This window comes from Paludibaculum fermentans (genome assembly GCF_015277775.1).
Lineage (GTDB): Bacteria > Acidobacteriota > Terriglobia > Bryobacterales > Bryobacteraceae > Paludibaculum > Paludibaculum fermentans.
The window spans coordinates 4,871,878-4,885,321 of record NZ_CP063849.1; the positions used below are offsets into that span (position 1 = coordinate 4,871,878).

At 62.7% G+C, this 13,444-nt stretch carries 7 protein-coding genes; 3 read left to right on the forward strand and 4 right to left on the reverse strand.

Annotated elements, in window-relative coordinates; genetic code table 11:
* Positions 1-18: 18 nt before the first annotated feature.
* Both IRI77_RS19080 and IRI77_RS19085 read right to left on the reverse strand, forming a co-directional pair.
* On the reverse strand, positions 19-801 hold the full coding sequence (locus tag IRI77_RS19080; RefSeq protein WP_194446632.1) for an HpcH/HpaI aldolase family protein: 783 nt from the start codon (positions 799-801) through the stop codon (positions 19-21).
* Positions 802-888: 87 nt separating this feature from the next.
* Entirely contained in the window at positions 889-2,121 is a 1,233-nt protein-coding gene (locus IRI77_RS19085) for a hypothetical protein (RefSeq protein WP_194446633.1), read from the reverse strand.
* Positions 2,122-2,223: 102 nt separating this feature from the next.
* Here IRI77_RS19085 and IRI77_RS19090 point away from each other — a divergent pair, with 102 nt between their 5' ends.
* Complete coding sequence (locus tag IRI77_RS19090) at positions 2,224-3,708, forward strand: alpha-L-fucosidase (protein WP_194446634.1); 1,485 nt, start codon at positions 2,224-2,226, stop codon at positions 3,706-3,708.
* Here IRI77_RS19090 and IRI77_RS19095 read toward each other — a convergent pair.
* Entirely contained in the window at positions 3,705-5,849 is a 2,145-nt protein-coding gene (locus tag IRI77_RS19095; protein ID WP_194446635.1) for a winged helix-turn-helix domain-containing protein, read from the reverse strand. The two genes, IRI77_RS19090 and IRI77_RS19095, sit on opposite strands and share 4 nt — an antisense overlap.
* 171 nt (positions 5,850-6,020) lie before the next feature.
* Here IRI77_RS19095 and IRI77_RS19100 point away from each other — a divergent pair, with 171 nt between their 5' ends.
* Both IRI77_RS19100 and IRI77_RS19105 read left to right on the forward strand, forming a co-directional pair.
* A complete protein-coding gene (locus IRI77_RS19100) occupies positions 6,021-8,597 on the forward strand; it encodes a glycosyl hydrolase (protein ID WP_194446636.1) in 2,577 nt (858 codons plus the stop codon).
* A 163-nt stretch (positions 8,598-8,760) separates the two neighbouring features.
* Complete coding sequence (locus IRI77_RS19105; RefSeq protein WP_194446637.1) at positions 8,761-12,336, forward strand: carboxypeptidase-like regulatory domain-containing protein; 3,576 nt, start codon at positions 8,761-8,763, stop codon at positions 12,334-12,336.
* 90 nt (positions 12,337-12,426) lie between these two features.
* Here the strand turns inward: IRI77_RS19105 and IRI77_RS19110 are convergent, their stop codons facing one another.
* Positions 12,427-13,197, reverse strand: coding sequence for an enoyl-ACP reductase FabI (locus tag IRI77_RS19110; protein WP_194446638.1), 771 nt, complete (start codon positions 13,195-13,197; stop codon positions 12,427-12,429).
* Between the last annotated feature and the right edge of the window lie 247 nt (positions 13,198-13,444).

The following is a 13,444-nucleotide window of genomic DNA, read 5'->3' on the forward strand; positions in this document are numbered from 1 at the left end:
CCTCGAAAAGCGTGATTCTCACGCCAGTTGGGTGCGCAGATTGTGCACCAGCGAGCGGGCCGCGTTGTTCAAAAGCACGGCGTCCGAGCCGGAAGCGATGAAGCGGAAACCCAGCGAGCGGTAGTGCTCCATGTCGTCGGGCTTGGGTAGCAGGATGCCCAGGGCCTTGCCGTGGCGGCGCGCGGCCTCAACGGTTTTGGCAATGGCGGCGGAGAATTCGGGGTGGTCGAACTGGCCCAGGACCCCGTAGGAGTGCGAGAGATCCGAGGGTCCGATGAAGAGGACATCGACGCCGTCGACAGAGGCGATCGCATCGACATTGTCGACGGCGGTGCGGGTTTCAATCTGGACGATGGTGAGCAGGGCGGTGGCGGAGGCTTCCAGGTAAGGCCGGAAGTTCGCTCCATACTCGCAGACACGGTTGGAGAAGGCCACGCCGCGGACTCCCAGTGGGGGGTAACGCATGGCAGCAGCGGCCGCGCGGGCGTCCTCTTCCGTATCGATGCGCGGGAACATGACGCCGTGGGCGCCGCAATCCAGCACGCGGTGGGCGCGCTGGCGGGCGTTCGATTCGACACGGACGATGGCTGCGGATGATGTAGCCGAAAGCGCCTGCATCTGGGCCAGCGCCTCCACTTCCCCGCCCGCCCCGTGCTCCAGGTCGATGAGCGACCAGTCGTAGCCGGCGAGTCCCATCAATTCAGCGGTCAAAGGCGAGCCGAGGCTCAGAAAACAGCCCAACACGGTCTCACCGGCCAGCAGGCGTTCCTTGAGCTGAGCGGCCTTGGTTTGCGTGTTCATGCGGACCTTGATTGTATCAAGCGGCCAATGGGGAACCTGGAGCGGGTGCGCGAACCAGCCGGCATCTTCACCCGCGCCGCCTCGGAACTAGCGGGGCGAAGGAATGGGCCGGAAGGCGAGCAGATGTGTGCGAGGCTCGGTATCGCCCTCCGTTTCGGCTTCGACCAGGGCTTCAAAGTCCGGCGGGCGGCCGGCCTGCTGCCAGGCTTGTTCGAGTTCGTCCAGATTGACGGTTGTGGTGAGGAACCCCACCAGGACGTCGGTGTCCACCCCCGCCAGGGCAAGTTGACGGGTGACGGGAGAGGTTGTGCGCTGCAGAATGGTGCCGTAGCGGACAGAGTGCCGCGGGCTGATGCGGCGTGTGCGGTATTCGGCCTTCTCGCCCGGCCTGGGCGACAGATTCCGGATGACGTCGCTATCTTCAACAGAAACCTGGAAGTTGGCGCCCGCGGTAGCGGCACTGACGCCGGAGCTATTCCAGGCGGCCCCCGGGAGCACGACGTTCCGGTCTGCCGGAGCAACGGTTGACATGGAGGCCGTGCCCGCAAGCTGCACCTGCACGCCGCGCTTCTCCAGGAACTGCATGAGTTTCACCGCGGCGAAGGTGTCCTGCCCGACCGCGTAACTTTGAGTCAACTGAGGCGGGCCCAGGCGTTTCGCCAGCGCCGCAATCTCACTGGATTCGAGCATGCGCCGCGGGTCGTTGATACGCACGTCGCGCATTCTCACCGGGCTATCGGCCCACGAGACGAAAACCGGAGTGGGCACATAGACAGAGATCGGTTTGCCGCCCTTCAGGAAGGCAGTCCAGAAGGGAGCCAGGGTGGGACGCGCCTCGCCCGAACGCGGAATCAGCAAGCCGATCAGCAGCCCTCCGACAGCCGCCGACAGGCCCAAAGCCAGGGGCATCCAGGGGTAAGGACGGCGATGCGGGACAGGCGCGGGTTCCAGCTCGACCGGCTCCGGAGGGGGTTCCGGCGCTTTGAACTGAACGGAAAGCTGGTGTCCGCCCAGGGGGATGCTGAGCCGCAGGAAGCAGTTCGAGCCCTCGCCTTCGTAGTACTCTTTCAGCCTTTGGCGGAGCCGCGCGACGACGACGCGCACGGTGGCGTCGAGGCGAGGGTCGAAGGCGGAGGAGCGGCCCAGAGCCTTCGTGGCGAGGGCATATTCGCTGATGGGGCAGTTCCGATGTTCCCAAAGGAAGGTGAGCAACTGGCGGAGGGAAGGCGCCTTGGCGAACGAGGGGCTCCGCAGGATGCCTGCAAATGCTTCATCAGCGGTCGCTTCGTGCGTGGAAGCGACATTTGGCTCCGGAGCCACCACTGGGGGGATTGTATTACAGGCCTCAAGCATCCGGCAACGTGGCGTCGCGGAGGGTAGCGCGGCTCTAGCGCTATAGTGCTAGGGAGAGACCCATCCGATATGCCTGATCGCCGCTCCTTCCTCCTATCGCTTCCCGCCGCCGCGGGACTCACTTCCATCCTGCGGGCAGCCCCTGCCGCCCCCGCTCCCTTTGGCGTGCTGCCGTCCTCCCGGCAACTGCTGTGGCACGAGATGGAGGTTTACAGCTTCCTGCACTTCACGACGAACACGTTCACCGACAAGGAGTGGGGCTTCGGCGATGAGAGTCCGTCGATCTTCAACCCAACCGCCTTCGACGCCGACGCCATCGTCGCGGCGCTCAAGACCGGCGGCATGAAGGGCGTGATTCTCACCTGCAAACACCACGATGGATTTTGCCTGTGGCCGACCAGGACGACCGAGCATTCAGTGAAGGCCAGTCCCTGGCGTGGCGGCAATGGCGATGTCGTGAAGGAGATCTCACAGGCGGCCGCGAAGCACGGCCTGAAGTTCGGAGTCTATCTGTCGCCCTGGGACCGGAATACGCCGAAGTACGCGTCGCCGGAGTACGTCACGATGTACCGGGCTCAATTGACCGAACTGCTGACGCAGTATGGACCCATCTACGAGGTCTGGCACGACGGCGCCAACGGCGGCGACGGATTCTATGGCGGTGCGAAGGAAAAGCGACGCATCGACAAAAAGACCTACTACGACTGGCCCACGACCTGGGCGCTGGTCAGGAAGCTGCAGCCGAACGCGGTGATCTTCAGCGATGTGGGCCCCGATATCCGCTGGGTGGGCAACGAGAAGGGCTACGCTGCCGAGACAAGTTGGGCGACGTTTGAGCCCGTGGGCGAGGACGGCGGACCGGCGTCACCCGGCGACGTGAAGACGAAGGACTCGATGGGCGGCACGCGCGGCGGCTCAAAGTGGCTGCCGGCGGAGTGCGATGTATCCATCCGGCCGGGCTGGTTCTGGCATGAAAAGGAAAACGCGAAGGTGAAGTCCTCGCGCGAGCTGATGGATCTCTACTACAAGTCAGTGGGTCGCGGCGGGAGCTTTCTGCTGAACATCCCGCCGGATCGGCGCGGGCTGCTGCACGAAACCGACGTAGCCTCGATCAAAGGCTTCGGCGACATGGTGCGGGGCACCTTCGCCACGAACCTGGCGGCCAAGGCCAAGGTCACGGCGTCGAACGTGCGCGGGAAGAGCAAGACGTTTGGGCCTGAGCGCCTGTTGGATGGCGACCGCTACAGCTTCTGGAGTACGGATGATGCGGTGACCACGGCGGAGGTGGTGCTCGATCTGGGCCGGGAGACCGCATTCAACGTGATCCGCATCCGCGAGAACCTCAAACTGGGCCAGCGGGTGGAAGGTATTGCGGTGGATCAGTGGAAAGACGGCAACTGGGTGACCGTGGGTGAGGCCGGCAGCGTCGGGTCGTGCCGCCTGTTCAGGACAGCGGAAAAGGTGACTACGGCGAAGGTGCGCCTGCGGGTGACGAAATCGCCGGTCTGCCCGGCTTTGTCGGAGTTCGGGCTGTTCCTGGAAGCGGGCGCTTAGGGAAATACATCGGCACGGAGCAGGTCGCTGTTGGAGGGGTCCAGCCGGACCGTCAAGAGCGACTTGCCGTCCCTGGAGAGCGAGAACGGGCCGATGCCGATGGGCAGAATCGGCTCCGGGTAATCGGCAACCAACCGTGCCGTATGGGTTTTGAAGTCCAGGAAGTAGATGGACTGCAGGCTCGAGTTGTTGGTCCGCACGCCCAGGTAATAGACTCCGTTCGTGTCCACCGCCCAGCAACTGGTGCAGTAAGGGACCAGCCCCTCCAGCACCCGGCTCACCTTGCCCGACTGAAGATCGCCGGTCCACAACTGGGTGTCGGCAGGCTCCCTCACAAAATAGAGCGCTTTTCCGTCGGGCGCGATGTCGAGCGACAGCCCGCGGGTCTGCAGAACGGTCTGGCCTTTGCCGCCGGCCGCGGGGAACTTGACCATCGAATCGTCCAGGCCGGCGTAAATCCACTGGCCATCGGGCGAATAGACGGGATGCACCCCGATCTCCCCGAAGGGTTTCACCTGCCAGGAGCCGTTCTCCTCGCGGGCAACGAACAGCTCCTTCGTCTTGGAGTTATTGAAAATTAACGACTTCCCATCAGGAGCCCAACGTGCCACGGAGGGACGCAGTTTGCCCTGGGTGACCTGGACGGGTCCGCTGCCATCGGCCAGGGAAACCCAGATCTGCTCTTCGCCCGTCCGGTCTGTGCGGAAAGCAACGCGGGCACCGTCAGGGGAATACTGTGGCGATGCATCCTGCCCGGTGGATGCGATCAACCGGGTCCAGGTATGCGGCGCATTGACGCTCAAGCGCCAGATATTCGGGTCGGACTGAACTACGGTGTAAATGAGTGAATGCGTCTTCAGCGAGAAGGAGAACTGGATGGGGAACTCGGCATAGACGCCGGTGGGCACAGGGGCATGGCCCGGCTCCAGGCGCCAGATGCGGAATTCTCCCCCGCGATTGGAGGCGAAGAAGATCGTCCGGTTGTCGGAAGACCAGCCCTGCGCCGAGATCTCGCGGATATCGGAGGTGAGTTTGCGGGGCTCGCCGCCAGTGGTTGGCACGGAGAAGAGTTCCTGATAGGCGCGATGGTAGGCGCGGACGAAGGAAACATTGGAGCCATCCGGCGAGAAGCGCGGATCGATGTCCCCGATGATCAGGTCCTCTGGCTGAGTCAGGCGTGATTTCTGCCCGGTGCCGACGCTGACCAGGAAGATGCCCAAAGGCTGGCTTTGGTTGACAGCGTCATCCATGGCGATGGTGTCACCGCGCGGTGACCAGGCGAGATGAGGATTCGATAGGCCGTAGCGAGTCGCCAGGACAGGCGTAATCACCCGCTCCGCGCCGCCGTTCACCGGCAGCACCACCAGCTCACCAGCCGACTCGCGGAATCGAAGGCACGCGATGGAGCGACCGTCCGGCGCCCAGGTTGGACTGGAATACGAACCCGGAGCAGCGCTGAGGAGCCTGGGTGCTCCGCCGGCAGGCTGGATCCAGATCTGGGCCGGTTTTCCGACCCCCTGCTCCCACAGGTAAGCCACTGTGGTGCCATCGGGAGAAATGGAGGGCTGGTATTCCTTACCGCCCAGCCGCGTCACGGGGGTGATGTGCGGAGGGACAGGAGCCGGCTGCGGCCAGAGCAGGAAAACGGCCAATATCAGAACTCCAGCCAGTGCCGGCCCCAGGGTCCACCAGAAGACACGGCGATCTTTCGATGGGCGCTGACCCGGTGTCGTGGGCACGGCCAACTCCGGCTCGGTGAGGACTGGCGGGTGAAGCTCGGAGGAGCGGGCCGGCTCTTCGTGGCAGGTAACCGGACCCAGAATGCGGTAACCTCGGCCCGCAAAGGTCTCGATATACCCGGCGGCGCCCTTCTCCACATTCAGGGCTTTTCTGACAACCGCTATGTTTTGGGCTAGATTCGCCTCATCAACAACCCGATCGGGCCAGATTGCAGCAATTAACTCCTCCTTGGTAACAACCTGAGGAGACTGCTCTACCAAAATCAGTAGGGTTTCGGCGGCTTTTCTGGTGAGATGGAGCGGCTCGCCTTCGCGGAGAAGAATCTTCGCCGAGGCGTCCAGACCGAATGCGCCGAACTTGTAAATCCGCCGTCTCTCCAACACGTTACCGTTCAAATTCAAGATCTTCTTAGAATCTTCTTAGCCTCGAACCGTTGTACCCGCACTGTCAATAGCTGAACCTAATCACGAACAGTAGTGTAGCGCAACCGTTTTGGGCGTGGAATCGACTGATATATCTGTAGGCCACTCTAAAACCACGTCAGCTTCCACCGTCCGTTCAGGGGACATTGAATGCACCATCGCCGCCTGGGCCAAGCAGCCCGTCTCATCGCCCTGGCCGTGTCGGCCGGTGTCGCGTCGTCCGCCTCGTCCATTGATGCAATTCGAGCTTCATTCGCCGCGCCGCCGCCTGATAGCAGGATCATGATGCGGTGGTGGTGGTTCGGTCCGGCGGTCACGCAGCACGAGTTGCAGCGCGAGTTGGAGGTCATGAAAGCGGGCGGCATCGGGGGCGTCGAGATACAGCCGGTCTACCCCTTGGCCCTGGACAACCCGGAACAGAAGATCCGCAATCTGCCATTCCTGTCGGCAGAGTTCCTGGATTCCGTGAAGTTCGCGGCGGAAACCGGGCGAAGGTTGGGTCTGCGGGTCGACATGACCTTGGGCAGTGGTTGGCCTTATGGTGGTCCGCACATCCCCCTGCCCCTAGCGGCTGGCAGGCTACGGGTGGAGCGAGGAGCGACGGCTCCCGTGCTCAAGGAAGGCGAATCACTGGTCGCAGCGTTCGCCGACCAGAACCTTTTCTTTATAGCTGGCCACACGGGCATGAAGGTGAAGCGGGCCTCAGCAGGTGCGGAGGGGTTGGTTCTCGACCACTACAACCGGGCGGCCCTCGACAAACACTTGCAGGCGGTGGGGGAACCACTGCTGAAAGCCTTTGGCGGAAACCCGCCGTACGCCGTCTTCAATGACAGCCTCGAAGTTTTTGGCTCGGATTGGACCACTGACCTGCTGGCGGAGTTCCAGAAGAGACGCGGCTACGATCTCAAGCCGAACCTGCCGGCCCTGGTCGGTGAGCTCACGGTGGAGAAGGGCGCCATTCGAAACGACTGGGCCCTGACGCTTACTGAACTGGTGGAAGAGCGATTCCTTGCGCCGGCCCGGGAGTGGGCCCATGCGCACGGAACGCTCTTCCGGTCGCAGACTTACGGCACTCCGCCCGTTACTCTTTCCAGCCAGCGGTTTGTCGACCTGGCCGACGGCGAGCAACCGCACTGGCGGCAGTTCAGCGCCACCAGATGGGCCTCGTCGGCCAACCACATTCTGGGAAAGCCTGTCACGGCGACCGAGACGTGGACGTGGCTGCATTCGCCTACTTTCGCGGCCACGCCGCTGGACATCAAGGCGGAAGCCGACCGGCATTTCCTGCAGGGCGTGAACCAACTTATCGGTCATGGCTGGCCCTATTCGCCTGAGAGCGCAGGCAAGCCCGGCTGGGGCTTCTACGCCGCCGCATCGTTTAACGACAACAACCCGTGGTGGATCGTGATGCCCGATGTATCCGCCTATCTGCAGCGCCTCAGTTGGCTGCTGCGGCAGGGCAAACCGGCCAACGACGTGGCGTTGTATGTGCCCGTCGGCGATACGCGCGCGCGGTTTACGGCTGGTTCGGGCCGGGTCTCCATCGACCGCCAGATGGGCGAAGTGACCGGGCCCGAGGTGATTCCGCAGATCCTGGACGCCGGCTTTGGCTTCGACGGCGTCGACGACGGCCTGTTGGAGCAGGCCCTGGCTAGCGGCGGCTACCGCATCGTGGTGCTGCCGAATGTGGAACGGATCCCCCTGTCAAGCTACCGCTGGTTGGAACGGTTTGCGGCTGGTGGCGGACTTCTAGTGGCAGTGAGGCGTAAGCCTTCGCTGGGCCCGGGGTTGCTGGATGCGGAGAATGAGGCCAGGCAGATTCGGGAGATCTCAGCCAGGCTGTTCGACGCCGCCGGCGCCCCGGGCCGTTTTGTCGCCGATGACAAGAACCTCGGGGCGGCACTCACCGCATCGAGGACTCCGGATTTGACGTGGGCTCCGGCCAATCCCCAACTGGGATTCGCACACCGGAAACTGGCGGACAGCGAAATCTATTTCGTCGCCAATACGAGCAATCAGGCTTATACGGGCAAAGTACGATTCCGGGTGGAGGGTCTCAAGCCTGAGTGGTTGGATCCGCTTTCGGGCAGGACCCTCGCGCTCGGAGATGAGATCACACTGCCTCCCTACTCGTCATTAGTGGCGATTCTCTCCACCGGCGCAAAGCCAGCCGTACCCGCGAAGTCCGCCACGAGCGGGGGCATGGATCTCAGCACTGACTGGAAGGTCAGCTTTGAAGGGCTGGACAAGTCTGTTTCGATGGACCGGTTGAGGTCGTGGACGGAGGACGCGGCGACGCGCCATTTCTCCGGCACGGCGGTGTACGAGAAGGCGGTTACGGTTTCGAAGCAGCTGAGCGGCGACCGCGTGGTGCTGGACTTCGGTGAAGCCACGCCGATTCCGGAATCGCGCAGCGCGAACGGCATGCGGGCCTGGCTGCAGGCGCCGGTGCGGGATGCCGCTGTGGTTTATGTGAATGGACAACGGGCCGGGTCGGTGTGGGCGCCACCCTATCGGGTGGAGCTCACGGGCCTGTTGAAGGAAGGCCGGAATGAGTTGCGGGTGGTCGTGGCCAATACGTCGATCAACCGCCTGGCCAGCCAGGGTGAGCCGGACTACAAAGCAGTCGCGGCCAAGTACGGCGAACGGTTCCAAATGCAGGATATGCGCAACCTGAAGCCGGAGCTTTCCGGGCTTTTGGGCCGTATCAGGCTGGTGGCGGAATGAGGAGTCTCCCCTCAGTTGTGTCGGCCGCCTCCGCAGAGTTGGGTATTCAGGCATCGCGCGCCTGTCAACGCGCGATGAGTTGGGTTAGTTTCAGCGGGTCCGGATCACACGGCTGGGAACCGTGTCTGACCGGGCCGGCGCAGCGAATTAGAAAGGAATGGAAATGAAGAGTCGCATTTTCTCGCTTATTGCGATATTCGTCCTGCTGACGGGCCTACCGGCCTGGGCGCAGGATGCCAGAGGCACCATACTCGGAAAGATCACTGATCCGAGCGGAGCCGTATTGCCTGGCGCCACGGTCGTGGTAGCCAACTCGGCCATGGGCTATAAATTGACGTTGACGACGAATTCAGACGGCCTGTACACAGCGCCGCTGCTTTCGCCTGGTGTGTATCAGGTGGAGGTCACCGCGGCTGGCTTTAAAAAGGCCACTCGCAGCGGAATCGAAGTCCGCATCGCGGACCGCCTCGACATCAGCATTGCGCTCGAGATCGGTACGCAGGACCAGTCGGTCACCATCACGTCGGACCTGCCGCTGTTGAACGCGGAATCCGCCTCCACCGGCACTGTCATCGACTCCAAGCGGGTCGCCAACCTGCCGCTGTCTTACGGCAACCCGTTCCTGCTCATCGGCCTGACCGCCGGCGTCACCTTCAACGGCAGCGTCCGCCTGGACCGTCCGTTCGAGCCCACGCACATCGTCAACTACTCGATGGGCGGCACGCGCGGCAACCTGAACGACCTAACCATCGACGGCGCGCCTTCCACGGCCACGGCCAACGCCAACGAAGTGACGGCTTCCTACGTTCCTCCGACGGACATCGTGCAGGAATTCAAGGTGCAGACGGCCACGTTCGATGCCCAGTTCGGCCAGACCCAGGGCGGCGTAACCAACATCAGCATCAAGTCCGGCACAAACGACCTCCACGGCAGCGCCGGGTATTCGTTCTACCGGCCCAACATGCTGGCCAACGATTTCTTCAACAACAAGTCGGGCCTGCCCACGCCGAACTTCGAGTTCAATCGCTGGGGCGGCTCGATCAGCGGCCCGGTCGTGCTCCCGAAGATCTACAACGGCCACAACAAGACATTCTTCCTGTGGGGCTATGAAGGCATCAGGGACTCTCGGCCCCGCCATGACGACACATCGAATACGGTGCCCACGGCGGCCATGCACGACGGCGATTTCTCCGCCCTTCTGGCCAGCGGCTCCACCTATGCCATCTACGATCCAGCCACCCGCGTGAAGCTCGCCAACGGCCGCTATCAGCAGACCCCGTTCGCCGGCAACATCGTTCCGAAAGCGCGTTTCGACGCCGTCGGAAAGGCGATCCTCGACTGGTATCCCACCACGCCGAAGTCAGCCGGTGATGCGGTCGGAATCGGGAACTTCCGCGACGCCAGCCTGGCGGAAACGGCCGACTACTACAACAACACGGTGCGCGTCGACCAGAACCTCGGCGACCGCCAGCGCTTGTTCGTCCGCATCAGCCAGTACCGCCGCGATTCGCTCTACAACGACTACTTCGGTAACGCATTCACCGGCACGCAGTTCCTGTTTGACTCCAAGGCAGGCATGATCGACCACGTCATCACGCTGTCGCCGACCATGGTGCTGAACACCCGCTACAGCTACAACCGGTTCATCCGCGGCTCCGACGGCCCGGCGTCGGGCGAAGGTTTTGATGTCACCAAGCTCGGCTTCTCCCAGCAGTTTGCCAAGCAGGTGCCCACCGACATCGCGCGCTTCCCGCGCGTCAACCTGACTGGCTACATCAGCAACGGCTTCACCGGCGAACTACGCCCCGTGAACAACCACACGGCGTCGGCCACACTGACCAAGTCCGCCGGCAAGCACAACATCCGCACGGGCTTTGAGTTCCGCGTCTACCAGGAAGCGGACAAGTTCTTCAGCAATGCCCAGAGCGGCCAGTTCACGTTCGACTCCACGTGGACCAAGGGCCCGCTGGACAACGCGTCGGCGTCGCCCAGCAGCATCGGGCAGTCAGTCGCCGCACTGCTCCTCGGCCTGCCTGGCTCGGGCAGCATCGCCCGGTCGGCGGACTATATTGAAGCCTCCAAGAGCTGGGGCTTCTTCATCCAGGACGACTTCAAGCTGAGCCGCAAGCTTACCTTGAACATCGGCGTCCGCTATGAGTTCGAAACGCCGCTGAAGGAGCGCTACAACCGCAGCGCCCTGGGCTTCGACCCGAACTACACCCAGAGCATCTCGGCCGCCGCGCAGGCCAACTATGCGAGCATCTACCCGAATATCTCGGGCGGGTTCGCGCAGCTTCCGCCCAGCGCCTTCGCGCTTAGGGGCGGCATGACCTTTGCGGGCGTGAACGGCAACGACGGCGGTCTTTACAACACGCCGAAGAACGTCTTTCTGCCGCGCATCGGTTTCGCCTACCAACTGGACAGCAAGACCGTTATCCGTTCGGGCTTCGGTATGTTCGCCGGCTTCCTCGGCGAGCGCCGCGGCGACGTCATTCAGAACGGCTTCAGCCAGAACACCAACATGGTGCTGACGCGGGATAGCGGCCTCACCTGGGCCACCACCCTTGCCAATCCCTTCCCGGACGGAGTCTCCGAGCCGAGAGGCGCCGCCGACGGCTACGCCACCTACCTGGGCCAGAGCTTCTCGTTCTTCAACCAGAATCCGAAGCTCCCCATGACCAACCGCTGGGAGTTCAGCGTCCAGCGCGAGCTCAAGGGCTACAGCCTGGAGGCCAGCTATATCGGCAGCAAGACCAATCACATCGAGGTCTCCACGGCCAGCGGAACTTCCTCGAGTCTGGGACGCAACATCAATGCGCTGCCGCTGCAGTATTGGAGCACCTCGCGCGTGCGCGACGACGTAAACAACAATTACCTCAGCGCCAATATCTCCAACCCGCTGGTGGGCTTGGTCCCCGGCAATACGCAAGGCACCTACACCAGCGCGCAAATCTCGCGGCAGACCCTGCTGTCGCCCTATCCCGCGTTTGGCTCCAACAGCATCACGACCAGCGACAACTCCGGCTACTCCTGGTACCACAGCATGCAGATCTCGCTCCAGAAGCGATTCAGCAAGGGCTACACGGTCATGGGGAGCTACACCCTGTCCAAGTGGATGCAGGCAACAAACCTGCTGAACGCGGCCGACCCGCTGCCCATTCGGGAAATCTCCGACGCCGACGCCCCGCACCGCATCAACATCAGCGGAATCTGGGAACTCCCGTTCGGCAAGGGCAAGCCCATGCTGTCGAACTCCAACGGCTTCGTCTCCCGCCTGGTCGGCGGATGGCAGGCCTCCGGCATCTGGTCGCTGCAGAGCGGCTTCCCGCTGGCCTGGGCCAACAGCATCTATTACGGCAACCCGGCCGATATCCTGCTGCCGCAGGATCAGCGCACACCTGACCATTGGTTCAATGTGAGCGGCTTTGAAACCGTCAGCACCAAGCAGTTGCTCAGCAACCAGCTCCGCTGGTGGCCGCTGCGCTTCGCGCAACTCCGCCGTCAGCGCCAGAACAATGTTGATCTGGCCCTGATCAAGGACACGCGCATTCGGGAAGGCATGAACTTCCAGTTCCGCGCGGAAGCGCTCAACGCCTTCAACCACCCGTATTTCCCCGCTCCGAACATGACGGTGACCACGGCCCAGAGCGCGGGCGCCACCGGCTTCGGCCAGATCAACGCCTCCACCCAGGACAATTACGCACGGCGCCTGCAGCTCACTGCACGCTTCACGTTCTAGTTCCGGGTCCAACCCAAAGGGCGGCCTCGCTATCGCAGCGGGGCCGCCCTTTTCCTGTTTGTGAAACTGAATCGTGCTTTTGGGCTCGGGCTAAATGCCCATTATCTGATAGCCGGAGTCGACGTACATGATGTTGCCCGTCACGCCGCGGCCCAATTCGGACGCCAGGAAGACAGCCGCGTCGGCCACTTCCGCCGGATCGGTCGTGCGCCGGAGGGGAGCGGTCTCCGTCACATGATCCAGAATCTTCGAAAAATCCTTAATGCCGCGAGCCGAAGCGGTCTTGATAGGACCGGCTGAAATTGCGTTCACACGAATGTTCCGCGGACCCAGTTCACTCGCCAGGTACCGCACGCTGGCTTCCAGAGCGGCTTTGGCCACGCCCATCACGTTGTAGTTGGTCATGACACGCTGGCTGCCCAGGTAGGACAGTGTCATGATCGACCCGCCTTCCGTCATGACGGGCGCAACGGCCCGGGAGATCGCCACCAGAGAGTAACAGGAGACTTCCTGTGCCAGCAGGAACCCGTCCCGCGAGGTCTCGTAGAACGGCCGCGCCAGGTCTTCCTTGTTGGCAAAGGCAATGGAATGAACAACGGCATCGAGCCGGATGCCTTCCGACTTCAACATCTCCGTCAAATGCTGGATGTCATCCTCGCGGGTCACATCGCAGCAGACCAGTTTCTGAGCATCAAGGTCGCGGGCCAGCTCTTCCACTACGTCCTTTTGCCTTTCCCCCTGGTAAGTGAGGATCAGTCCGGCGCCTTCCCGGCGGTAGGCGCGGGCGATCGCGTAGGCGATGGACCAGCGGTTTGCCAGCCCCAGGACGAGCGTTGTCTTGTCTTTCAGCAACTGAGACATGAATTTCTTATTGTAGCCTGCGGTTTCGGCTTTCCGCGCAGCACTCCAAGCTGGCCGGACGAATCCTGTATCCACTCACCGGGCCTGAAACGTCAGCACTTATGGTTGTAGTCTAAGAACGAGAGGATTTTGTTATGCGGCCTCGGTCATTGTGTCTATTGGTCTTCTTGTGTCTACTCATGCTCCCGGTCCAGGCCGCCACGCAGTGCGCGCTGACCGCGACGCCCTTGCTTGTGGCGTCAGAAGG

Excerpts from the sequence above, each read along its gene's own strand:
- IRI77_RS19090 (WP_194446634.1), top strand. The coding sequence starts at position 2,224 with ATGCCTGATCGCCGCTCCTTCCTCCTATCGCTTCCCGCCGCCGCGGGA.
- IRI77_RS19080 (WP_194446632.1), bottom strand. The coding sequence starts at position 801 with ATGAACACGCAAACCAAGGCCGCTCAGCTCAAGGAACGCCTGCTGGCC.
- IRI77_RS19110 (WP_194446638.1), bottom strand. The coding sequence starts at position 13,197 with ATGTCTCAGTTGCTGAAAGACAAGACAACGCTCGTCCTGGGGCTGGCA.
- IRI77_RS19100 (WP_194446636.1), top strand. The coding sequence starts at position 6,021 with ATGCACCATCGCCGCCTGGGCCAAGCAGCCCGTCTCATCGCCCTGGCC.
- IRI77_RS19105 (WP_194446637.1), top strand. The coding sequence starts at position 8,761 with ATGAAGAGTCGCATTTTCTCGCTTATTGCGATATTCGTCCTGCTGACG.